Annotated in this window: 24 protein-coding genes, 2 tRNA genes and 1 rRNA gene; 22 read left to right on the top strand and 5 right to left on the bottom strand. The window is 48.4% G+C overall.

What is annotated here, in order from left to right; all coding sequences use genetic code 11:
- Positions 1–50: 50 nt before the first annotated feature.
- The 13 genes from rrf to QQK89_RS28660 all read left to right on the top strand — a co-directional run bounded on the left by rrf (position 51) and on the right by QQK89_RS28660 (position 10,722).
- Positions 51–167 (top strand): 5S ribosomal RNA (gene rrf, locus QQK89_RS28720).
- 123 nt (positions 168–290) lie between these two features.
- Positions 291–1,481 (top strand): GNAT family N-acetyltransferase, encoded by a 1,191-nt coding sequence (locus tag QQK89_RS28715; protein ID WP_284242190.1) that lies wholly within the window; start codon positions 291–293, stop codon positions 1,479–1,481.
- 164 nt (positions 1,482–1,645) lie between these two features.
- Positions 1,646–3,103: an IMP dehydrogenase gene (gene guaB / locus QQK89_RS28710; protein WP_284242189.1), complete on the top strand. Its 1,458-nt coding sequence runs from the start codon at positions 1,646–1,648 to the stop codon at positions 3,101–3,103.
- 309 nt (positions 3,104–3,412) lie between these two features.
- Positions 3,413–4,699, top strand: coding sequence for a D-alanyl-D-alanine carboxypeptidase family protein (locus QQK89_RS28705; RefSeq protein ID WP_284242188.1), 1,287 nt, complete (start codon positions 3,413–3,415; stop codon positions 4,697–4,699).
- Positions 4,700–4,853: 154 nt separating this feature from the next.
- The gene (gene pdxS, locus QQK89_RS28700) at positions 4,854–5,735 is read left to right on the top strand and encodes a pyridoxal 5'-phosphate synthase lyase subunit PdxS (protein WP_284242187.1); all 882 of its coding nucleotides are present in this window, start codon (positions 4,854–4,856) and stop codon (positions 5,733–5,735) included.
- A gap of 31 nt (positions 5,736–5,766) precedes the next feature.
- Complete coding sequence (pdxT, locus tag QQK89_RS28695) at positions 5,767–6,354, top strand: pyridoxal 5'-phosphate synthase glutaminase subunit PdxT (RefSeq protein ID WP_284242186.1); 588 nt, start codon at positions 5,767–5,769, stop codon at positions 6,352–6,354.
- A 30-nt stretch (positions 6,355–6,384) separates the two neighbouring features.
- Positions 6,385–7,668, top strand: coding sequence for a serine--tRNA ligase (gene serS / locus QQK89_RS28690; RefSeq protein WP_284242185.1), 1,284 nt, complete (start codon positions 6,385–6,387; stop codon positions 7,666–7,668).
- Positions 7,669–7,746: 78 nt separating this feature from the next.
- Positions 7,747–7,835, top strand: a tRNA-Ser gene (locus QQK89_RS28685).
- Positions 7,836–8,084: 249 nt separating this feature from the next.
- On the top strand, positions 8,085–8,429 hold the full coding sequence (locus tag QQK89_RS28680; protein WP_284242184.1) for a hypothetical protein: 345 nt from the start codon (positions 8,085–8,087) through the stop codon (positions 8,427–8,429).
- Between the two features lie 12 nt (positions 8,430–8,441).
- Entirely contained in the window at positions 8,442–8,618 is a 177-nt protein-coding gene (locus QQK89_RS28675) for a hypothetical protein (protein ID WP_284242183.1), read from the top strand.
- A gap of 23 nt (positions 8,619–8,641) precedes the next feature.
- Positions 8,642–8,791: a small acid-soluble spore protein P gene (locus QQK89_RS28670; RefSeq protein WP_284242182.1), complete on the top strand. Its 150-nt coding sequence runs from the start codon at positions 8,642–8,644 to the stop codon at positions 8,789–8,791.
- A 121-nt stretch (positions 8,792–8,912) separates the two neighbouring features.
- Positions 8,913–9,971, top strand: coding sequence for a hypothetical protein (locus QQK89_RS28665; protein ID WP_284242181.1), 1,059 nt, complete (start codon positions 8,913–8,915; stop codon positions 9,969–9,971).
- A 25-nt stretch (positions 9,972–9,996) separates the two neighbouring features.
- Entirely contained in the window at positions 9,997–10,722 is a 726-nt protein-coding gene (locus QQK89_RS28660) for a DsbA family oxidoreductase (protein ID WP_284242180.1), read from the top strand.
- Positions 10,723–10,802: 80 nt separating this feature from the next.
- Here the strand turns inward: QQK89_RS28660 and QQK89_RS28655 are convergent, their stop codons facing one another.
- A complete protein-coding gene (locus QQK89_RS28655; RefSeq protein ID WP_284242179.1) occupies positions 10,803–12,131 on the bottom strand; it encodes a nucleotide sugar dehydrogenase in 1,329 nt (442 codons plus the stop codon).
- 135 nt (positions 12,132–12,266) lie between these two features.
- Here QQK89_RS28655 and QQK89_RS28650 point away from each other — a divergent pair, with 135 nt between their 5' ends.
- The 3 genes from QQK89_RS28650 to QQK89_RS28640 all read left to right on the top strand — a co-directional run bounded on the left by QQK89_RS28650 (position 12,267) and on the right by QQK89_RS28640 (position 14,597).
- The gene (locus tag QQK89_RS28650) at positions 12,267–13,073 is read left to right on the top strand and encodes a glycosyltransferase family 2 protein (protein WP_284242178.1); all 807 of its coding nucleotides are present in this window, start codon (positions 12,267–12,269) and stop codon (positions 13,071–13,073) included.
- Positions 13,074–13,189: 116 nt separating this feature from the next.
- Entirely contained in the window at positions 13,190–13,972 is a 783-nt protein-coding gene (locus QQK89_RS28645) for a methionine ABC transporter ATP-binding protein (protein WP_284242177.1), read from the top strand.
- A gap of 22 nt (positions 13,973–13,994) precedes the next feature.
- Positions 13,995–14,597, top strand: a complete 603-nt coding sequence (locus tag QQK89_RS28640; protein ID WP_284242193.1) for a methionine ABC transporter permease — start codon at positions 13,995–13,997, stop codon at positions 14,595–14,597.
- Between the two features lie 7 nt (positions 14,598–14,604).
- Here the strand turns inward: QQK89_RS28640 and QQK89_RS28635 are convergent, their stop codons facing one another.
- Positions 14,605–15,120, bottom strand: coding sequence for a DinB family protein (locus QQK89_RS28635; protein ID WP_284242176.1), 516 nt, complete (start codon positions 15,118–15,120; stop codon positions 14,605–14,607).
- Between the two features lie 375 nt (positions 15,121–15,495).
- On the bottom strand, positions 15,496–15,765 hold the full coding sequence (locus tag QQK89_RS28630; RefSeq protein ID WP_284242175.1) for a hypothetical protein: 270 nt from the start codon (positions 15,763–15,765) through the stop codon (positions 15,496–15,498).
- 158 nt (positions 15,766–15,923) lie between these two features.
- Between QQK89_RS28630 and QQK89_RS28625 the strand changes: the two genes are divergently transcribed.
- Together QQK89_RS28625 and QQK89_RS28620 are read left to right on the top strand one after the other, a co-directional pair.
- Positions 15,924–16,655 carry an MBL fold metallo-hydrolase gene (locus QQK89_RS28625; protein WP_284242174.1) on the top strand — a complete coding sequence of 244 codons (732 nt, stop codon included), beginning with the start codon at positions 15,924–15,926 and terminating at the stop codon, positions 16,653–16,655.
- A gap of 12 nt (positions 16,656–16,667) precedes the next feature.
- Entirely contained in the window at positions 16,668–17,243 is a 576-nt protein-coding gene (locus tag QQK89_RS28620; RefSeq protein ID WP_284242173.1) for a hypothetical protein, read from the top strand.
- Between the two features lie 46 nt (positions 17,244–17,289).
- Here the strand turns inward: QQK89_RS28620 and QQK89_RS28615 are convergent.
- Positions 17,290–17,367 (bottom strand) — tRNA-Arg (locus QQK89_RS28615).
- A gap of 275 nt (positions 17,368–17,642) precedes the next feature.
- On the opposite strand from QQK89_RS28615, the gene QQK89_RS28610 reads away from it, so the two are divergent.
- Positions 17,643–17,834: an aspartyl-phosphate phosphatase Spo0E family protein gene (locus tag QQK89_RS28610; protein ID WP_284242172.1), complete on the top strand. Its 192-nt coding sequence runs from the start codon at positions 17,643–17,645 to the stop codon at positions 17,832–17,834.
- Positions 17,835–17,839: 5 nt separating this feature from the next.
- Here the strand turns inward: QQK89_RS28610 and tadA are convergent, their stop codons facing one another.
- Positions 17,840–18,310 (bottom strand): tRNA adenosine(34) deaminase TadA, encoded by a 471-nt coding sequence (gene tadA / locus QQK89_RS28605; protein ID WP_284242171.1) that lies wholly within the window; start codon positions 18,308–18,310, stop codon positions 17,840–17,842.
- 215 nt (positions 18,311–18,525) lie between these two features.
- On the opposite strand from tadA, the gene QQK89_RS28600 reads away from it, so the two are divergent.
- Genes QQK89_RS28600 through rluF form a run of 3 tightly spaced genes read left to right on the top strand, consistent with a single transcriptional unit; the run spans position 18,526 to position 21,870 of the window.
- Positions 18,526–20,400, top strand: a complete 1,875-nt coding sequence (locus QQK89_RS28600) for an ATP-binding protein (protein ID WP_284242170.1) — start codon at positions 18,526–18,528, stop codon at positions 20,398–20,400.
- A gap of 18 nt (positions 20,401–20,418) precedes the next feature.
- Positions 20,419–21,159: an NAD-dependent epimerase/dehydratase family protein gene (locus tag QQK89_RS28595; protein WP_284242169.1), complete on the top strand. Its 741-nt coding sequence runs from the start codon at positions 20,419–20,421 to the stop codon at positions 21,157–21,159.
- Between the two features lie 6 nt (positions 21,160–21,165).
- A complete protein-coding gene (gene rluF / locus QQK89_RS28590; protein WP_284242168.1) occupies positions 21,166–21,870 on the top strand; it encodes a 23S rRNA pseudouridine(2604) synthase RluF in 705 nt (234 codons plus the stop codon).
- Positions 21,871–21,909 lie beyond the last annotated feature (39 nt).

Here is a 21,909-nt window from a genome sequence, read left to right as displayed (position 1 = left end):
AAGAGTTACACTTTCGCATCCAGTTTTCAGGGCGCAAATAACGCCTTACGTTTGGTGGCGATGGCGGAGGGGAACCACGCGTTCCCATACCGAACACGACCGTTAAGCCCTCCAGCGCCGATGGTACTTGGACCGCAGGGTCCTGGGAGAGTAGGACGTCGCCAAGCACTGAAGAGCCTGCCGCATCATGCGGCAGGTTTTTTTGTTTTATTTTTTTCATGCGTTGCTCTATCTCGTTAGATTGTGCCATAATGTGGTTATTTACAGCCTATCTCGAGAGGAGTTTAAAGATGAAGAAGGAAACACGGTTGCTTACGATGGAGCAGTTTGAAGATATGATCGAACTTAGCCAATTTGCTTTCCAGTATGAGATTCCGGCAGCGAAGCTAGCAGAATCTAAAGAACGATTTGGACAGGAAGAAACGGATCGTTGGGGCATTTATGTAGAGGACAGGCTTGCAGCTCAATTGGCTATTCTTGATCTTTATACATACATTGGCGGCAAACGATATGCAATGGGTGGCATTGCAGGCGTTTCTACATGGCCTGAGTATAGACGACAGGGTTTGGTTGCGGAGCTTCTTCATCATTCTCTTGAGCAAATGAAAGAGAAGGGGCAAACTTTATCTTTCCTACATCCATTCTTGATCAGCTTTTATCGGAAGTTTGGTTGGGAAGTATACACCGATCTTAAGACTTACCGAATAGATACGAATATGCTTCCCGCAAGATCCCAATATAATGGGACGATGAAACGGGTTGAGATTAGCTACGAACTTCTTAATCCAATCTATAACGAATATGCCAGACTTGTTAATGGCGCGTTAGATCGTTCGGAAGCTTGGTGGAAATACCGGATTACGTCGCGGAAGAAGGGACAAACCGTAGTTTATTATGATGCTACCGGTGAGGCTCAAGGGTATGTGATTTATGAAGTGAAGAATCGTGAGTTATTTGTACATGAGTTGATTGATTTGAATGAGGAAGCACGCCGCTCCCTATGGTCCTTCCTTGGCCAACATGATTCCATGATAGACCAGCTAGTGATCAAGGTTGCTACGGATGACGGGCTTCCGTATTTGTTGAATAATCCGAGAATCAAACAAGAGATCGAGCCGTATTTCATGGCGCGGATTGTAGATGCAGAAGCTTTCCTTAAGGAGTATCCTTTTGCCGTGGTTGGCGAAGACGGAGAGACATCGATCATTCTTGATATTCAGGATGAACATGCTCCTTGGAATGAAGGTCAATATGAATTGCGGATCTCCGTGGATGGCAAAGCGAATGTACAGCGGATATCGGGAGAAACTAACAGCAAGCGAATCCGAATGGGAATCGGCTCCTTAGCAGCGATTCTAACGGGATACAAGCGACCAACCGAGTTGCTTCGTTATGGACTTATCCAGGGGGAACTTGACTCGGTGGAGCAAATCGAAAGAAGAATCCCGGTTCGTACGACGTTTCTTCCAGACTTTTTTTAATATTCTGTGTTTTTTTGCCTAATGCTGGATGTAAAAAGGCTTTCTTTCCTGCATAAGGGAACCGTTCCACCTACAAACCTAACATCCTTGACAGCCCCTACCCCCTCTGATAATATTGCAATAATATGCGTGAGAGGTATCAAAAATAAGGGAGGAACTTACTCGTGTGGGAAACGAAATTCGCCAAAGAAGGCCTGACATTCGATGATGTACTGCTCGTACCGCGGAAATCTGTCGTGTTGCCTCGTGAATCGGACGTATCTACAAAACTTAGCGAAGGCATCAAGCTGAACATTCCGCTGATCAGTGCAGGGATGGACACGGTTACTGAATCGGCATTGGCGATTGCTATAGCTCGTGAGGGCGGAGTCGGCATTATTCACAAAAATATGTCGGTAGCTCAGCAAGCAGAAGAAGTTGATCGCGTAAAACGTTCGGAGAGCGGCGTTATTACTAATCCATTCTCGCTGACACCGGAACATCATGTATATGATGCGGAAGAACTGATGGGCAAATATCGCATTTCCGGTGTGCCAATCGTTGACGGTGAACAAAAGCTGGTTGGTATCCTTACAAACCGTGACCTTCGTTTCGTTCATGACTATTCGATTAAAATCAACGAAGTAATGACTCGTACGGATCTTGTAACGGCACCTGTCGGAACAACTTTGCAAGAGGCTGAAGGCCTTCTTCAAAAGCATAAGATCGAGAAGCTTCCTCTCGTTGACGAGAACAACATTCTTAAAGGTCTCATCACCATTAAAGATATTGAAAAAGCAATTCAATTCCCTAACGCGGCAAAAGATAAGCATGGACGTCTTCTATGCGGCGCCGCTGTAGGTATTGGCAAAGATACAGTTGACCGCGCTGAAGCACTTGTACAAGCAGGCATTGACGTTCTGGTTGTTGACTCGGCGCACGGCCATCATATTAATATTCTTGATGCGGTTCGCAAGCTGCGTGCAAAATACCCTGATCTGACGATCATCGCGGGTAACGTTGCAACAGGCGAGGCGACTCGCGATTTGATTGAAGCAGGCGCATCCGTCGTTAAAGTCGGTATCGGTCCTGGTTCGATCTGTACAACACGCGTTATCGCTGGTATCGGCGTTCCGCAAATTACAGCAATCTACGATTGCGCTACAGTAGCTCGCGAATACAATGTACCGGTTATTGCAGACGGCGGCATCAAGTATTCCGGCGATATTACTAAAGCAATCGCAGCCGGCGCAAGCGCGATTATGATCGGCAGCTTGTTTGCAGGCACAGCTGAAAGCCCAGGCGAAACGGAAATTTTCCAAGGCCGCAGCTTTAAAGTATACCGTGGCATGGGTTCCCTTGGCGCGATGAAAGAAGGCAGTAAAGACCGTTACTTCCAAGAGAACGAAAGCAAGCTTGTTCCGGAAGGTATTGAAGGTCGCGTTCCTTTCAAAGGACCACTTGCCGACACCGTTCATCAGTTGCTTGGCGGTCTGCGTTCCGGTATGGGCTATTGCGGAACAAAAAATCTCGACGAGCTGCGCAATGATACGCAATTCATTCGGATTACAGGTTCCGGCCTTCGCGAAAGCCATCCGCATGACGTTCAAATTACAAAAGAAGCTCCAAACTATTCGCTGTAATTTGACCCGAACACGGGAAAAGCAGACAAGAGACTCGTTCTCTTGTCTGCTTTTTTTTACCTTAAGATCAACCTGTAGGCGCGGTCGCACATTTGGAGATGGATTCGATAGAGGACTTTCATAAGATTTTTTTAATCTCCGGCTAAATAGGTCTATCGAGATTTATCAAAAGCGGGTACCGCTGCTAGAGTACGGCATTGCTGAGCCTTATAGTACCAGAAAGTAGATTCTCTAGCATTGGTTTAACTCTATCTCCCCCTGTGTTACAATGAAATTCAAATGACTTAGGGATGAAAAGGGGAGAAAACGTTGAAAGTATTGCCGGTAAGATTACGGTCCGTAGTAGTAGCTTTTGTAGCAGTTTTGGTAGCATTATCGCTAGGAACGTCCTCGGTGAATGCAGCAGGCACGGCGGGCGGCGAATGGGTGGAAAACTCCCTTGGCCTTGAGTTAAGTTCAGCCATCTTGATCGACGCCGACACGGGTCAGGTCGTATATGAAGTTAACGCGGACGAGCCTCGTCCTCCAGCAAGCATGACTAAAATGATGACCGAGTATATCGTTCTTGAACAAATCAAGAGTAAGGCAATGTCTTGGGATCAAATGATCACGGTCAGTGAGGAAGCAGCATCAACGCCTCCGGATGGCTCGCAAGTTTATCTTGCGCAAGGCGAGCAATATAAAGTGAAAGATCTGTATATGGCTATGGCCGTAGGTTCGGCGAACGATGCGACAATCGCCTTGGCTTCCGCGATCAGCGGCAGCGAACAAGGTTTTGTGGATAAAATGAACGAAACCGCACAAAAACTCGGACTTACTACCGCTCATTATACAAGCGCAACAGGTCTAGCAGATACAACGGTCATTTCCGCAAGAGACCAAGCTAAGCTGGCTCAAATTATCATTAAGGATGATCCGGAGTTTCTGCAGTATGCTTCTACAACCGAATACAAGTTCCGTCCTCGTGACGATAAACCAGTTGTAAATATTAACTGGATGTTAGAAGCTAATAAGAACAACAAGTTTCTGAAAGCTTTTGCTTATGACGGCGTTGACGGTATGAAGACAGGTTATATTTCGGCAGCGGGCTACACGTTTACCGGTACGGTTAAACGCGGCGACCAGCGTTATATTAGCGTTGTTATGAATACGAAGTCGAAGGAAGCCCGTTTCAACGAAACGGCAAAGCTGTACAACTATGCGTTCAACTCCCTGGAGAAGAAAACGGTTGTAGCGGCAAAATCCGTGGTAGAAAAAGCAGAATCGGTTAAAATTAAAAAAGGTGTGAAAAAATCGGTTCCGGTTATTACAGAATCCGACATTTCGCTTCTTGTTAAAAAAGGCGCCGAGCCGAAGGTGGAGCTAACCGGTTATGAGCTTAAAAAGCCCGATGAACTTGTTGCTCCAATCAAAGCGGGCCAAGTTGTAGGTACGGCGACGTATAAGTACACCGATGACCAAGGAAAAACGCTGGAGAAAAAGGTTAACCTGATCGCCAGCAAAGACGTGAAGAAAGCAAGCTGGTTTGCTCTTATGTTCCGCGGAATCGGAAGCTTCTTCTCCGATCTGTTTAACGGGATCGTTGATTTGTTTTAAGCCATGGCAAGGAAGGTAAATCAAGGGTTGTCGATTAAAGGCCGTTCCTGTAAAATAAATGGTTAGAGTAAGCGGCGAGCTTCAATTAAATTAGCTAATTAGCGTTTAGCCCCTATTATGGGGGCTACGCTCCATTTAAGGAGGATTTCTAAGCATGGAAACAGGAACTTCGCGCGTTAAACGCGGTATGGCAGAAATGCAAAAAGGCGGCGTAATCATGGACGTTATGAACGCCGAGCAAGCAAAAATTGCGGAAGCAGCAGGCGCAACTGCCGTTATGGCACTGGAACGCGTACCTTCTGATATTCGCGCAGCAGGCGGCGTAGCCCGTATGGCTGACCCAACCATCGTAGAAGAAGTTATGAAAGTGGTATCCATTCCGGTTATGGCGAAAGCCCGTATCGGTCATATCGTAGAAGCACGCGTTCTCGAATCGATGGGCGTTGACTACATCGACGAGTCCGAAGTATTGACTCCTGCGGACGAAGTATTCCATATCAGCAAGAACGAATTCACTATTCCTTTCGTGTGCGGCGCGAAAGATCTGGGTGAGGCTCTTCGCCGTATCCAAGAAGGCGCAGCAATGCTTCGTACGAAAGGCGAGCCGGGAACAGGCAACATCGTTGAAGCTGTTCGTCACCTTCGCTTGATCAACGGTCAAATCCGCAAAGTACAAAACTTGTCCAAGGACGAGCTGTACAACGAAGCTAAAGTTCTGGGCGTTCCTTACGATCTGCTTCTTCAAGTTCACGAGAGCGGCAAACTGCCGGTTGTTAACTTTGCGGCAGGCGGCGTTGCAACTCCTTCTGACGCAGCACTGATGATGGAACTTGGCGCTGACGGCGTATTCGTAGGTTCCGGTATCTTCAAATCGGACAGCCCTGAGAAATTCGCTCGCGCAATCGTTGAAGCAACAACGCATTACAAAGACTACAAGCTGATCGCGGAAGTGTCCAAGAACCTGGGTACTCCGATGAAAGGCATTGAAATCTCGAAGCTGCATGCAACTGAACGTATGCAAGACCGCGGTCTGTAAGAAGCGGTTTCTATAGAAAGGCGTGTAGGCTATGAAAATTGGTGTACTTGCGCTTCAAGGCGCAGTAGCAGAGCATATACGCAGTTTGGAGGCGGCGGGCGCGGAAGCGGTCGCCGTTAAACGAATCGAAGAGCTTGCAGAGCTTGACGGTATTGTTATTCCAGGCGGCGAAAGCACAACGATCGGAAAGTTGATCCGTAAATACGGCTTTCTGGAAGCTCTCCGTGAATTTTCCGAACTAGGCAAACCCCTGTTTGGCACTTGTGCCGGTCTGATTATTCTGGCAGACAAGATCGAAGGTCAGGAAGATGCGCATCTGGAATTGATGAATATGGTTGTTGCTCGGAATGCTTTTGGTCGTCAGCGCGAAAGCTTTGAGACGGATCTTCCGATCAAAGGAATTGAAGAAAAAGTGCGTGCGGTGTTTATCCGTGCTCCTCTCATTAAAGAAGTTGGCAATAATGTAGATGTATTGTCGGTATACAATGATGAGATTGTAGCAGCTAGACAAGGTCATCTGCTTGCTTGTTCCTTCCATCCAGAGCTCACGGACGATTACCGTCTGCATGCTTATTTTGTCGACATGGTGAAAGAAGCAGCTACAACTATTTCGAAGTAGTTCGGAAGCAATAGAGAGGGGTCAACTGTCGTGTTGGACGTGAAATGGTTACGCAACGAATATGAGCAGGTGGAGAAAGCACTGAACAATCGTGGTGCTTCGCTCGACCTTATTTCCGGTTTCCCGGAATTGGACGTGAAACGTCGGGATCTGCTCGTAGAAACTGATAATTTGAAAAACCGCCGCAATACGGTATCGCAGGAAGTGGCGAAGCTGAAAAAATCGGGCGGCGACGCGGAAGCGCTCATCGTGGAGATGCGCGAAGTCGGCGACCGGATTAAAGAGCTGGATGAGGAAATTCGCGCTGTAGAAACTCAAGTAGAAGAGTTGATGCTGGCTATTCCGAATCTGCCTCATGAGAGTGTGCCGGTAGGCGCTTCGGAAGAAGACAATGTCGAAATTCGCCGTCATGGCGAGCAAACAACCTTTGACTTTGAGCCGAAGGCTCATTGGGATCTTGCCCAAGACCTAGGTATTCTAGATTTCGAACGAGCAGGTAAAGTAACCGGTTCGCGGTTTACGTTCTATCGCGGCTATGGCGCGCGTCTTGAGCGTGCATTGATCAGCTTCATGATGGATCTACATAGCGACCAGCACGGTTACGAAGAAGTGCTGCCGCCATATCTGGTCAACCGTGACAGCTTGGTCGGCACAGGCCAGCTGCCAAAGTTCGAAGATGACTTGTTCAAAATCAGCGATTCGGACTATTTCCTTATCCCAACCGCTGAAGTGCCGGTAACAAACCTTCACAGGGAAGAAATTTTGTCGAATGAAGAACTGCCGAAATATTTCGTTGCTTACAGCTCGTGTTTCCGTTCGGAAGCGGGCGCGGCAGGCCGCGATACGCGTGGTTTGATTCGTCAACATCAATTCAACAAAGTCGAGCTGATTAAGCTGGCGAAGCCGGAAGAATCGTACGACGAACTCGAGAAAATGACGGCTAACGCAGAGAAAGTGCTGCAGCTACTTGGTCTTCCATACCGCGTATTGGCGCTCTGCACCGGCGATATGGGCTTTACCGCAGCCAAAACGTACGATCTTGAAGTATGGCTGCCTAGCGCGGGCACTTACCGCGAGATCTCGTCTTGTTCGAACGTTGAAGATTTCCAAGCGCGCCGCGCAGGTATTCGCTTCCGCCGCGAAGCGAAGAGCAAACCGGAGTTCGTGCATACCTTGAACGGTTCGGGTCTGGCAGTTGGACGTACGTTTGCCGCGATCTTGGAGAACTATCAACAAGCAGACGGAACGATCGTAGTTCCTGAAGTTCTTCGTCCGTACATGGGTGGCCTGGATAAAATCAGCCCTCGCGCATAAATAATTTCCCATGGGCCAAAAATGCAGTTGCTTCTGGTTTTTGGCCTGTGGTACAATAACCTTTGTCAGTTCTTATATGGAGAGGTACCGAAGCGGTCATAACGGGGCGGTCTTGAAAACCGTTAGGGTGCAAGCCCACGTGGGTTCGAGTCCCACCCTCTCCGCCAGTTTTAATTATCAATAACATACATAAGTTACGTCCGAGACAAAGGTCTCGGGCGTTTTTTGTTTGTTCTGGGGATAATTCATGTATTCATGGTTGTAAACTTGTTAATAAAACGCCACAATCCCTTATACACACTGATGTGAATAAAGTGGAGAATATGTGGATAAGTCTGTGGATAACGTGTATGGCTATTGCCGAATAATTCGATTCGCAATGCCGCATCTTATAACTTGTGGAGGTGCTTTTACTAATGGCTAATGATAAGCTTCAAATTGACCAGAATGAGCTTGCAGCGGCATGGCAGCGTACCTTGCCGGAGTGGATCAAGGATGCGGACAAATGCGAAGTTCTCGCGGATGAGTCGGATCCCAGTGCCCTTCGAGTAACCATTAATACGGCAGGACATCAGGCTTATTCCTTTGACTTTAAAGTATGCTATGTGGATAGCCGCGAAGTGAAGGTCGAAGTGGTTGATGTGGAAAAAAATAATGTCGCGATTGATGAGCGAACAGACCCGATGCAGCAGCTGATTCAGGATTATACCCGTCACATTCATGAATGTGCGCAAGCCCTTCAACAGCTGACACATGCGTAGGAGGAATAACAGATGACAAAAGCAAAAGGTTCGCTGGACAAAAACCTGTCCAATGTCGTTGATGATTTGGCTCAAACGCCAGTAAACAGTCATCAAGCTCAGCAATTGAACCAGGATGTCAATGACCGGCGCCATCAAGACGCGCTGAATCATGATGAACCAACGGACTTGCATCATCAGCGCAGTTAACCTTTCTATAGGAGGCGTTTATTATGAGCAAACCCGATTCCTATCCAGTTCCTGAAGCGCAGGATAACGGCGGAAGACAACGTCAAGGCCGGGGCCGCCAGCAGGAGCCTCTCTCTGGTTCCAAGAAGGTTAAGCAAAGAAATCATGTCGATCATCATAACCCTCAGGGCTAATTCGTATGAAATTAAAAATCCCGTTCCGGACAGCCGGAACGGGATTTTGTTGCATGATCTTCTAAATGGAGGAGTGATGGTATAAAATGAAGGTATTGTTCTAAAAGGGGGACGAGAAGATTTGAAGATTGTACAGCGATTGGCTTATGTTGCACTCCTTGCTGTTCTACTCGTAATTGCAGGTTGTAGCTCCAGCGATACGCCGCCAAAACAGGCGCTTCAGGATGCTATGAAGAATATGGAAGATTTAGACAGTTACTCGGCGAATATGTCTCTTGGCATAGATAATGTGGAGCTGCCCGCTGGTTCCGCACAAAATGAATTGAATATGGCTACGGTTATAACCGGTATGCTAAAGGGCGCTAAGCTGGATATTAAGATGGTCTATGCAAAGGAGCCGCAGCGTACGGACATGGAGCTGAATCTTCATTTATCCGGAACAACCATTACGATACCGATGATTATGACGGATGAGAAGCTATATATGAAGCTGCCGGCTCTGCCGATGCTTCAACTGCCGGAATCCGCAAAGGACAAATTTATCGAACTGGATTTGAAAACGTTGGCTGAGCAGCAAGGTGCAGCGGCTTCAACGCTCGACGTTGCGGCAAGCCGTCAATTCGCCAATGATCTCGGTCAGGTGATTCTTAAGCATTTTGACGAGAAAACGTATTTCAAGAGCGTAAAGGCTAAAGACGCCGGTGTTCCGGAAGATGTAAAAGCGGAGCAAATCGTACAGTTTAAAGTAGATGACAGCAATTATGAGCAATCCGTCCAGATGGTTGTAAACGAGATGGTACCGGAATTATTGACGGTTATTTCCTCTAATGAGTCTTATCTGCAGGCGATCCAGAAGTCCAAGGAAGACGTGGAGAAGTTAAAGACGGATTGGGAAGCGAGCAAACAAGCGAAGATCGATTACATGAACCAGAACGTAAAGGTTAGCGAGCTATCGATGATTGGCGCCATTAACAAGGATAAGCTGCTGACTTATCAAGCGGGCAAAGTTAATGTCGAAGTAACGGATAAGGCAACGAGTGGCGTGTTCAAGTTGAATGTTCATTTTGATATGAAGTACAGTGATATAAATGGGGATTCGAAGTTCCTTTATGAGATTCCTGCGGATCCCGTGAAATTCGAAGATTTAACGAAGCAGATGCAGCTTCCGCTGGGACTGTAATGACAATAAGGGATGGTGTTCTTGAATGAAAGTTGAAGTATGGTCTGATTTTGCTTGTCCATTCTGTTATATCGGCAAACGCCGTCTGGAGCAGGCACTTGGCGAATTCGAACATGGCGATCAAGTGGAAGTGGAGTTCAAGAGCTTTGAACTTGATCCTAATGCTCCCGTAGAGATCGAACATGACGTGTACGACTATTTGTCTAATAAATACGGAATGTCCCGTCAGCAGGCTATTTCTAACAATGTGCAGCTGACCGAGCAGGCGAAGACGCTTGGTCTGGATTATCATTTTGACACGATGATTTTGACCAATACGTTTGATGCGCATCGGCTGACGCATTTTGCGGCTCAATTCGGCAAACGCGAAGAGATGGCAGAGCATCTGTTCAAAGCGTATTTTACGGATTCGAAGCATTTGGGACAAAAGGAAACACTGGCTGATCTAGCCGCTGAAATCGGACTCGACCGCGAGGAAGCATTGAAGGCACTGCAAGAAGGCTCGTACAAACAGGAAGTACGTTCGGATGAGCAGGAAGCGGGTCAGCTTGGCGTCCGGGGCGTTCCATTCTTCGTTATTGACCGTAAATACGCGGTATCCGGAGCTCAGCCAAGCGAAGTGTTCCTGCAGGCTGTAACAAAGGCTTGGGAGGAAAGCAAGCCGTTAACGGTCATTGGCGGAGACGGCGAGACGAACGGTACAGACGAAGCTTGCGTTGACGGCGTTTGCGCGCCAAAGTCTAACTCCTAACGCATATAGATAGGGGAATAACAGCAAGAGGCCTTAGCAGGCACGGAGCATAGCCGTGGATGCTAAGGCCTTTTTTGCTGTTAGGATGTAGCCTTGCCGTCGCCCAGGATAACAAGTTTGGTACCTGCGCGGTTAGCAAGTGCCGGCGATACGGCGTTACGGGTGTCAAAAATAAACGAACTATGCTTGATAAGCCGTTCAATCGGCATGACGTCATGATTGGTACAAACCAACACGCAGTCCGCCTGTTCCAGCCGTTCGTCTGTCAGCTCGACGCCAAGAAGAATCGTATCCTTATCCAGCTTGATCTGCTGAACATACGGATCATGGAAATCCACGATGGCTCCGCGCTGCAGCAAGGTATGGATGAGCGGAAGGGCCGCGGATTCCCTTACATCGGCAATATTGGGCTTATACGTAACGCCATAAACAAGAATACGTGCAGCGGTAAGTTTCTTGCCCCCTTGGAGTTCCTGCTCGATGCGATCGGCCAGATAATTCGGCATGCTGTCATTAACCTGTTGGGACAGCTCGATGAAGCGACTTGTCGTACCGGCTTCTGCTGCTTTCCACTGCAAATAAAGCGGGTCTACAGGAATGCAATGTCCGCCGATTCCCGGACCGGGATAAAAAGCGCTGTAACCGTATGGTTTCGTTGCCGAGGCTTGGATGACTTCCCATACATTGATGTTTAGCCGGTCGCACAGCTGGGCGAATTCATTAATGAACGATATGTTGACGAATCGGTAGCTGTTCTCAAGCAGCTTGGCTGTCTCGGCCGTTTCGGTAGACGAGACGGTAATAACGTGCTCGAATACTTGGGAATAAAGTTCATTTAACTTCTGTTCGCAGGCGGTTGTGATGCCGCTTATGATTTTTGGGATAGCGGTAAAAGCAATGCTTGTGTTGCCAGGGTCAATTCGCTCGGGGGAATACCCGATATAGAGCTGCTGTCCGATCGCTAGACCGCTCTTCTCCAGCAAAGGCAACACGACCTCCCGGGTAGTTCCCGGATAAGTAGAACTCTCAACGACAACAAGCTGGCCGGGGGTGAGGAGCGGCGATAGTCTGGCGCAAGTATCGGTCAGATAGGATAAATTCGGGCTGTTGTCCGGCGATAATGGTGTAGGTACGCATATAATAACGGTATCGGCACCTGCAAGGGCGGCATAGTCCGCAGATACTTGCCAGCGCCCGGATTGCATGGCATCCGCCAGATCCGTGTCGGATAAGTCCTGGATATAACTTTTTCCTTGCTGGATGGCAGAGATTTTCCCCGAATCATAGTCAATTCCGACAACATGGAATCCTTTACGAATAAACATCATCGAGAGCGGCAGTCCTACAAAACCGAGACCGATAATCGCGACTTTTCTGTGCAGGACTTCAAAATTATGGTCTTCCTTCATAGATGTATCTCTCTCCTTTCGCAAAACCGCGAACCTATTCTACTAAAATATTAAAATGCTGCTAGAGATGAGCACGACATATGCCCGTGTACCATGTCCATTTTCTCGGAGATTAATAGGAGGGTTGCGAAAGCAATGAGCGCTGCGGAAGCAAAAGGCGTTACGATTATTACTTCAACCATGCGGCCCCAACATATCCACCAAATATTTCAGAACTATGCCCGTCAGGATTGGGACCAAAAAGAACTGATTATTATTGTGAATAACGATAAGGCGGGACTTGGCCAATATGTGAAAAAGGCGAAGTCCTACCCGAACGTGCAGGTGTTCCGGATGGCCGAGAGCGCCAAGCTTGGCGCATGTTTAAATTATGCGGCTTCCCTCGCCAAACATGAGTACATTGCGAAGTTTGACGATGACGATTATTATGGCGCCAATTACATTCCGGAAGCGATGGCGATGTTTCAGACCAGTAAGGCGGACATTGTCGGAAAGCTGGAAATTTATTATTTTTTCCCCCACCGTTCTACCTTGATGCTGCGTAAAAAAAGAGTGACCTGGTACGCGCCGTGCAGTAAAGTCGCGGGAGCTACGATTATGTTCCACAAGAGGGTGCTGGAGAAGGTATCCTTCAATACCGAGGTCCGCCAAGGTTCGGATGTCCGGTTTATTAGGGGAGCTTTAAATAATAAGTTTAAGTTATTCACAACCTCGCCGTATAATTTTACTGCCTTGCGCAGAGCAGACCGCAGAACGCATACATGGAAAATCACGGATCGTCACTTGCTGCGCGGCAAAGGTAACGTCATCACCAGAACCGCTTATTACCGGAAGCATGTGAACCGTACGATGCAGCAGCTTCGCGCACTTGGGCTCAAGCGTCCGAATAGCACCAATGCTACCAATCATTCCAATTCTTCAAATGCTACTGGCGTCCAATAAGCGGATAAACAGCATGCAGGCTAAGTTTCTTATCGAGAGGCTTAGCTTGCTCGCGCTTGATGATGTTTGCTACCATTAGGGCAGTTCCTTATGCAGAAGATAACAGGAGAAATCATATGATTACGTTCAAGGAAGTTAGCAAACGGTACAAAACCGGCCGGCAGTGGGTTGATGCGGTTAAGCCAACGTCGCTGCATATCGAGAAAGGGCACATTCAAGGAATTATCGGTTTTAGCGGAGCTGGCAAATCGACTTTGCTAAGGATGGCTAATTTGCTTGAGCAGCCTACGGCAGGCGAGGTATACATAGATGGACAGGAGCTTACGGGGCTTAGCACAGGAGAGCTTCGGGAGGCGAGACGCTCGATCGGAATGATTTTTCAGCATTATAATCTGCTCAGTAACGAGACTTGTGCGGCCAACGTGGAGTTTGTGCTCAAAGCGGCCAAACTGCCTTCTAGAGAGCGGAAGAAAAGGGTAGAGGAATGTCTGGAGATCGTTGGTCTTGCGGAGAAAGCGCGGCAATACCCTGCTCAGCTAAGCGGTGGGCAGAAGCAGCGGGTGGCGATCGCCAGAGCTCTCGCGAATAATCCGAAGGTTCTGCTCTGTGACGAGCCTACTTCGGCGCTGGATCCCGTAACGACGTTGTCCATCCTGGAGTTTCTGGAAAAAATCAATCGAGAATTTCAAGTGACGATCATGCTCGTGACGCATGAGATTCAAGTAGCTAAACGGTTGTGCAGCCGTGTTGCCGTTATGGAGAACGGTGCGATCACGGAGCAGCTGGATATGAGCCTTCCAGCAGTTAAGCCGGCAACGCCGCTCGGACAGTTCTTGTTTGATACCGAAGGGGAGGGTTTCCGTGGATCACATCCTGGCCTTAAAATCGGAGATTATTAAAGCGATTGGACAAACCTGTACCATGGTCTCCATTTCGGTTGCCGCAGCTGTTATGATCGGAATGCCAATCGGCATATTGCTATTTCTGACGGCACCGGGTCATTTGCGTTCTAATCGCCCGGTGTATAGAGTAGCCAGTTACGCGGTGAACCTTGTTCGTTCCTTTCCTTTTCTTATTTTGCTGGTAGCCTTAATTCCGTTCTCCCGAATGATTGTGGGAACTGCAATTGGTCCGCTTGCGGCATCTGTCTCGCTGTCGGTAGCGGCCATTCCGTTCTATGCGAGGCTGGTGGAGCAAAGTTTGCGGGAAGTGCCCAAAGGGGTTATCGAAGCCGCGGTAGCTTCGGGAGCGTCCATGAAACATATCGTTTGGGGAGTATTGTTATCTGAAGCCCGTCCGGGGCTTGTATCCGGCCTCACGGTAACGGTGATCAGCTTTATTTCGTATTCGGCTGCGGCAGGCACGGTTGGCGGGGGAGGCATTGGCGACTTAGCCATCCGTTACGGTTACCAGCGGTTTGACACGGAGGTAATGGTTGCGTGTATCGTCATTCTTGTCGTTATTGTTCAACTTGTCCAGTGGGTAGGCAGCTTCACTGCCTCCCGGCTGGATAAGCGCAAATAAAAAGCGGTTATTTCAAATAACGGTCTGAAATAATCGAAATATGATTCCGTTCATGCCCGTAGATGATACAAGCTATCGCTCGGGCGCTAAGCGGCAACTGATTTGAAGTGCCCATTCGGGAAAATGCTTCTTTCGGCAGCTGCTTGAGCAGAACGATCGTTGCTTGCCGGACGGCGTTATAGCTCTCGAGCAAATCGGAGACGGAAAGCCCGTCGAACGGATTGCCTTCCATGTAAGCATCTTGGTCAAAGCCGGGAAGCGGGGTGGAGTCTCCTCTTGCGATGCGGAGCAGACGGTAACTCATGATGCGTTCGGTATCCGTCACATGACCCAGAACCTCTTTGAGCGACCACTTGCCTTCTGCGTAACGATAATTCGCTTGTTCGGCCGATAACCCGGAGTAAATCATGTTCATTTCCGCTTGTTGCTCGGTTAATAACGCAATGAGATCCCCTTCTGGGACAAGGTTAATATAACCGGTTACAAATCCTTGATATTCGCCTGCTTGCGGACGTTCAATCATGAATGGCACCTCCTTGGAATTACTTGGAGTATACCGCTTGGGCAGGTTGTTTTCAATATAAAAGAGGAGCCCTTTTACAGGCCCCTCTTCCGACGGTGTGTTGTTTGAATGAGACTTTACATATCACACTTCACGTTTTGATCACTCGGGCACGGCTTTGTACGAACCGTATGAACGGAACGTGTTAGGCACGCGTTTGGATGTACTCTGCGGCACAACCCCTCGCTTCCATCGGTTTAAGTGGCTAGTTAAGATCCCTCAGCAGTTCATGCACCAAATTGGACAATGGAACCACACCTCACTTACACCGTCAAAAGTATTATGGTCTGATTAGTTGGTTGTTATGCGCGATTTATTGAGAAATTGTAAACTTATCTAATCCCAGTCCTTCAAGGCTAATGCACAGCCGGGACACACTCTGTCCGTCCTATGAACGCGATGGCCGCAGCCAGGGCATAGACCATGTTCCGCACCGCCATCCGCTGCAGAAGGCTCTGCAGGTTTGCCAACCAGATGATCGCGGATCTCCTTGATGTTTCTTGCCATCGCTGAATTATCTATGGCGCTTTGAATAACTTCGTATAAGATCCAAGAAGCGATTAGGCCGCCAACAATAATTCCGAGAGTAATAAGTATAAATGCCATTAACAGACCTCCTCTTGGTTTGGATAATATTAACACGAAATCCAGTATAACATCCTTCGTTAAGCAGCGGGCAGAATCTAGCCGATTTGACGCGCGACAAGCGGGAGATCTATACTTTTCTCGTATGTTTATCGTTTATTTGAAAAGGAGGCAGTGATATGCGTATTGCTGAAGGAATTGCTATGTTGGAGCTTAATTTGGGGCCGATGACGGTATGCCCGACGATTCTGTTCGATAAGGAGAAGTGGATTCTGGTGGATACCGGCATGCCTGGTTCTGCCCCGGTCATTATAGAGCTTGCTAAGCAGGAAGGCATTGAAGAACAGCAGTTGCGTACGGTTCTTCTCACGCATCAGGATATCGATCATATCGGGGGACTGCCTGCATTTAAAGCGGACAACCCAGAACTTGTTGTCTACGCTCATGAAGGCGACAAGGCCGTTATTGACGGAAAACAGCCTATGCTGAAAGTGTCGCCGGAGAGAATGGCCGGCCTGCTTGGCGCTCTTCCGGAAGAGGTGCGCGCCCAATTCGCAGCGGCATTTCTGGAGCCATCAGGCGAGAATGTCGATCGTTTGATGGCAGACGGCGAGACCTTGCCGCTTGCTGGCGGCATTACGGTCATTCATACGCCAGGCCATACGCCGGGACACGTAAGCCTATACCATCAGCCAAGCAAAACATTGATTGCGGGAGACGCAATGGTCGTCGAGGACGGCGAGCTTAAAGGCCCTAGGGAAGCGGTAACGCCGGACATGGCAACAGCGCTTCAATCGCTGAAGAAACTGAAAGCGTACGATATTGAAACGGTGATTTGCTATCACGGCGGGATCTTCAGAGGAGATGTGCAAGGCCGTCTTTCAGCCTTAACAGAGGAACTACCCAAATAGGATGAGCAACATTTGAAGAGTAATCTAATTAGCATTATTGTTGCAGCCGTACTCGTTTGCGGTTTAGTTGCGAGTCATTATTCAGAAGAAGAGCAAGAACCTGTATTAACCTCTTTCAAGAGCGCCAGTCTATCTAATAAACGATATACAAGCTTTGAGGTTGACTATATGGATGCCGTCATGACGCTCAAGGAGCTTAAAAACGATTCGGATCTCATTATTAATGGGAAGCTTCTTTCACAGCGAGAGTATGGCGAGTTCTCCATTTTGTCCACCGTCAAAGTAATCGCGCAGAGAAAAGGAAACGTTGAATCGCGTACAATTGACATCCTGCAGGTTGGTACGCCAGGTATGGGCACCATTCTTGTGCCTAACAAATCGTATTTATTGTTCTTAGGCAAACAACTAGACGCTGAGGATAACATCTATTTCATTAAGGGCGGCCAACAGGGAATAGGCGAGATTGTAAAAAATAATGAACTATTCTTCTATGACCGTACTTTGCAGCAGGACTTCGAGTCGCATTATCAAAAAACAACCGCTAAAAAAACATTGTCGGCCTTTAATAAGTGGCTCGGTCAGAACTAAACAAAAAAAGAACCGCATTTCTGCGGTTCTTTTGCTATTTAAGTAATGGCGCGCCACGGCGGGATTCGAACCCGCGACGCACAGTTTAGGAAACTGTCGCTCTATCCTGCTGAGCTACGGGCGCGCAGTATGGTTTATTTTAGCATGACGGGCTTGGAACATGCAACGCCTCTGCTTAGGCCCATTTCTTATTTAACAAATATATGAACGAGCATGAAACATCTAGACGACTCCCACAAAAGATGGTAATTTAGTACTGTTGGTCTAAAAGTTGTCGAATTCTGCCTAAAAATTGTGTTTTCTTGTCGACAGGTTTTTACAAACAGTCAAATGAAGAAAGCGTATAATTATTTCATATACCTACACCAATGAATGTAAGGAGCGTGCCCCAAAGCGATTATGGACAAAACCGATCTGCTAATACAATTACAATCGCTGCGGCTGAAGCTTCATGAAATTGCAGAGGCACGCGGTAGTTTGACCGATCCCGACGTTCTGGCCATTAGTGAAGAAGCTGATCAATTAATTGTTGCTTTGCAATATATACAACGTAACGAAGTTGCTTGTTCTTCCATGCGTAAAAGCGAATAAATGATTTACTTCCTCTTGTTCCGTAAACTTCTGAAGAAATTCGTTAACAACGCAGCGCATTCCGCTTGCAGAATGCCGCTTGTTAATTCGGTTTCATGATTGAATCGGGGCTCTTGGAGCAGGTTCATTAATGTGCCCGCACAGCCTGCTTTAGGATCGCCCGTCCCGTATACGACCCGTTTCACCCTGGATTGGACAATGGCGCCTGCGCACATCGGACAAGGCTCTAGCGTGACATACAGCGTACAGTCTAGGAGCCGCCAAGCACCAAGCCGTTCACAAGCTTCTCGAATAGCGACCATTTCGGCATGCGCAGTCGGATCATGGTTAGTTTCACGCAAATTATAACCCCTTCCGACAATCTCCCCGTTTTTCACAACGATTGCGCCGATCGGTACTTCGCCTATTCCTTCGGCTTTTTTGGCTTCCTCGATGGCGAGCTGCATCCAGGTCTGATCTTCTTGTTCTCGAATCATTGTACCCTCCAACTTAACGATATAAATCGAACAAAATCGCATTTATGCATCGAACAAATATTCTGTTGTTAACATGTAGTGGATAAAAATGTGGATAACTATTGCAATGTCCACAAAACTACACACAAACTATTCTATGGGCATGTGGACTAGTTGTTGATATTGTGAATAACTTGTGGGTAACTATAGCCTTATTTAAAGGATGTGCATAGCCAGTGTCTTTTAAAGCCAAGTTCTCCATCTACATATTTATGATTGTTCTGGCGATGTTTATCCTAATCGTTATTCTGGACCAATATGCCGCGCTGCGCAATATGAATCAGGATATGGAGCGGTTGATGAAGCAGGCTTCCGCCAAGCTATCGGAATCTTTCGAGCAGCATCCGGGCTGGTCGTCTGCCTCTTCGTCTTTGCGGGAAGATCCTGAATTTGAACCGAACGAGATGCAGCTGCTATTAAAAAAGCTTTACCCGGATCTGGAGGAAGTAACCGTATTCCAGCCGGATTCAGGCGAGGCGATGTCTGAAGACAAGGTACTCTTCGGAAGTTATACCATTCGGGATGAAGCGGCTGATATGGTGTATGCTTGGCAAGCGGCCGACAAGGGCTTTCAGGTGCGCGAAGTGGAGCTCGGCGGCAAGGAATATATTAAAAGCTATTATAGCGATCCCAGCCTGGCGCCTTATGTAATCAGCATGGTATACGACTGCGAGGAATATAACCAGATTATGAGCATGAAGCGGTCGGATGCGATCACGTATGCGGGCATCATTCTGTTGTTCGTGCTAATCAGCAGCTATTTGCTGGGCGGATTTATGATGAGGCCGCTTAACGCGATTTTGTGGAAAGTCAACGAAGTATCTCTTGGCCGATTTCAGACGGCGATCAGAGTTAGGGGCAAGGATGAGTTCGGTTTGCTGGCGCTGAAGATTAATGCGATGTCGCAAAATTTGAGCATCTATATGGAGAAGCTTCGCCAAGCCTTTGAGGATAACCGCCAAATGAAGGAGTATTTGCAATCCTTTATCGATCATACAAGCGACGCGATTCATGTGATGGATTTGCAGAACAAGACGATTCAGGTCAACAAAGCTTTTGAGCAGCTGTTCGGCTACACCTCGGAAGAGGTGTTTGGCGCGGAAATCGAGCTTGTTCCCGAAACGCATAGAGGCGAGATGCGCCTCATCATCAAATCTTTGCAGGAAGGGAAGGTATTGCCCGCGCAAGAAACGTTCCGGATGACCAAAAGCGGTGAGATTATTCCGGTCAGCGTTACGATATCTCCTATTAGAGACACGGAAGGTGTCATTCAGGCCTTCGCAAGCATTACCCGCGATATGAGAAGCCGTAACCGGATGGAAGAGCTGCTGCGCCGCTCTGAGAAGCTCACGACCGTTGGGCAATTGGCGGCCGGTGTTGCGCACGAGATCCGTAATCCGCTTACGACGCTGAGAGGCTTTCTGCAGTTGCAGCAGCATACGGGCAAAATGAATCTGGAGCATACGGGGCTTATGTTGTCGGAGCTTGACCGGATCAATCTGATTGTCGGGGAATTTCTCATTCTGGCGAAACCGCAGGCAACAAGATTTGCAACGAAGGATGTAAGGGATGTCTTCCGCAGCGTTTTGTCGTTAATTGATAGCGAGGGCCATCTGCATAACGTCACTTTTACGACATCTTTTACAGAGGCGGACTGTCTTGTATCCTGCGAAGAAAATCAGCTGAAGCAGGTATTTATCAATCTGCTCAAGAACGGAATTGAAGCGATGCCGGCCGGAGGAAGAATCCATACCCATATTGGTTCAAGGAATGATCAGATTACGATATCCATTACCGATGAAGGAATCGGAATTCCGGAAGACATGATTCCGAAGATCGGCAATCCGTTCTTCACCGGCAAGGAAAGCGGCACGGGGCTTGGCATGATGATCAGCCAGAGGATTATCCACAGCCATCATGGATTGATGGAGATCCAGAGCCAAGTGAACGTCGGAACAACCATTACGATTACGCTTCCTACTTTGAAAGAAGGCAGCAGGAGCGGTATACTGGTTGAAGGATTAAATGGACCAAACGCAAACGCCGGCTAAAAGGGGGATCTACCGCCAATGGACAACGTTACAGGTACATACAGCTGTTTAATTGCGGGAGCTACCGGACTTGTCGGATCAGCGCTGCTTGTCCAGCTGCTGAAGGATCCGGCATGCCATTCCATTACGGTATTGGCTAGGCGTCCGCTTGGTCCCGTTGACATAGAATCCGAAGCGAGATCGAAGCTGCACGTCATTATCGCGGATTTCGACCGGATGTGGGAAGCGCTGGACGATGTGGCGGTTGACGTGGTGTTTTGCACGCTAGGGACAACGATTAAGACGGCAGGTTCCCAGGAAGCGTTCCGCAAGGTGGATTACGAATATCCGCTAGGTTTGGCGGAATGGGCGGCGCATACGGGAGCGCGTCATTATCTGGTCATCACCGCAATGGGGGCTTCCTCCGCGTCGACTTTTTTCTATAACCGGGTAAAAGGCGAGCTGGAAGAGCAGCTTGCGGGCATTACGCTGGAATCGGTCCGGATCTTCCGGCCTTCCTTATTACTGGGCTCACGCCAGTCTTTCCGCCTTGGAGAGACGATTGGGGCAGCGGTATCGAAGGCTGTGCAATGGGGGATGGTCGGATCGCTTCGGCAATACCGCCCGATTGCGGGAGAAGCGGTCGCGAAGGCGATGCGAATTGCGGCGAAGCAAGCTATTATGGAGCAAGCCATGGAGAGAACAACGGGAGGACAGACAGCTGTCCATACTTATTCCTCCGATCGAATAGCAGAGATGGCAGCACAGACTACGGGGTGAATTTTTGTGCGTATTAATAAATTTATAAGCGAGACGGGATACTGCTCGCGGCGCGAGGCGGATAAGCTGGTCGACGGCGGGCGTGTCACGATTAATGGGGAAAAAGCCGAGCTTGGCAGTCAAGCCGAACTTGGCGATGACGTAAGGATTGACGGCAAACGCATCGGCGAGCAAAAAAGCCATGTGTATATTGCGCTCAATAAGCCAGTGGGCATTACAAGCACGACCGAGCTACATATTCGCGGCAATATTGTTGATTTTGTCGGTCACAAGGAACGAATCTTCCCGATTGGCCGGTTGGACAAGGACTCGGAAGGATTGATTCTGCTAACGAATGACGGAGATGTCGTTAATCCGATTCTCCGGTCAGAAGGTAAGCACGAGAAAGAATATATCGTCACCGTTGACCGGCCGATTACAGCCGAGTTCGTGAACGGCATGTCGTCCGGCGTCCGTATACTTGGCAGCATGACGTTGCCATGCCAAGTGACTCGGGTGGCGGAGCGGGTATTCCGGATTATTCTGACCGAAGGTAAGAACCGCCAAATCCGCCGGATGTGCGAAGCGTTTGGTTACCATGTACGGAAGCTGCAACGCATCCGCGTCATGAATATTCATCTCGGACAATTGCCGACGGGCAAATGGCGGGATTTGACGGAAGCCGAGAAAGCGGAATTGTTCGATTCCCTCGATTACCGTCCTTCCTCCTAGCACCGGGACTATAGAAAATCCCCTGATCCAATGGATCAG

This window comes from Paenibacillus glycanilyticus (assembly GCF_030161375.1).
Lineage (GTDB): Bacteria > Bacillota > Bacilli > Paenibacillales > Paenibacillaceae > Pristimantibacillus > Pristimantibacillus glycanilyticus_B.
Note: the sequence above shows the minus strand (reverse complement) of the source record. Positions and strands in the feature narration are given on the sequence as shown.

Coding starts and splice junctions, on each gene's coding strand:
- QQK89_RS28715 (WP_284242190.1), top strand. CDS start 291: ATGAAGAAGGAAACACGGTTGCTTACGATGGAGCAGTTTGAAGATATG.
- pdxS (WP_284242187.1), top strand. CDS start 4,854: ATGGAAACAGGAACTTCGCGCGTTAAACGCGGTATGGCAGAAATGCAA.
- pdxT (WP_284242186.1), top strand. CDS start 5,767: ATGAAAATTGGTGTACTTGCGCTTCAAGGCGCAGTAGCAGAGCATATA.
- QQK89_RS28680 (WP_284242184.1), top strand. CDS start 8,085: ATGGCTAATGATAAGCTTCAAATTGACCAGAATGAGCTTGCAGCGGCA.
- QQK89_RS28675 (WP_284242183.1), top strand. CDS start 8,442: ATGACAAAAGCAAAAGGTTCGCTGGACAAAAACCTGTCCAATGTCGTT.
- QQK89_RS28670 (WP_284242182.1), top strand. CDS start 8,642: ATGAGCAAACCCGATTCCTATCCAGTTCCTGAAGCGCAGGATAACGGC.
- QQK89_RS28660 (WP_284242180.1), top strand. CDS start 9,997: ATGAAAGTTGAAGTATGGTCTGATTTTGCTTGTCCATTCTGTTATATC.
- QQK89_RS28655 (WP_284242179.1), bottom strand. CDS start 12,131: ATGAAGGAAGACCATAATTTTGAAGTCCTGCACAGAAAAGTCGCGATT.
- QQK89_RS28650 (WP_284242178.1), top strand. CDS start 12,267: ATGAGCGCTGCGGAAGCAAAAGGCGTTACGATTATTACTTCAACCATG.
- QQK89_RS28645 (WP_284242177.1), top strand. CDS start 13,190: ATGATTACGTTCAAGGAAGTTAGCAAACGGTACAAAACCGGCCGGCAG.
- QQK89_RS28640 (WP_284242193.1), top strand. CDS start 13,995: ATGGTCTCCATTTCGGTTGCCGCAGCTGTTATGATCGGAATGCCAATC.
- QQK89_RS28635 (WP_284242176.1), bottom strand. CDS start 15,120: ATGATTGAACGTCCGCAAGCAGGCGAATATCAAGGATTTGTAACCGGT.
- QQK89_RS28630 (WP_284242175.1), bottom strand. CDS start 15,765: ATGGCATTTATACTTATTACTCTCGGAATTATTGTTGGCGGCCTAATC.
- QQK89_RS28625 (WP_284242174.1), top strand. CDS start 15,924: ATGCGTATTGCTGAAGGAATTGCTATGTTGGAGCTTAATTTGGGGCCG.
- QQK89_RS28610 (WP_284242172.1), top strand. CDS start 17,643: ATGGACAAAACCGATCTGCTAATACAATTACAATCGCTGCGGCTGAAG.
- tadA (WP_284242171.1), bottom strand. CDS start 18,310: ATGATTCGAGAACAAGAAGATCAGACCTGGATGCAGCTCGCCATCGAG.
- QQK89_RS28595 (WP_284242169.1), top strand. CDS start 20,419: ATGGACAACGTTACAGGTACATACAGCTGTTTAATTGCGGGAGCTACC.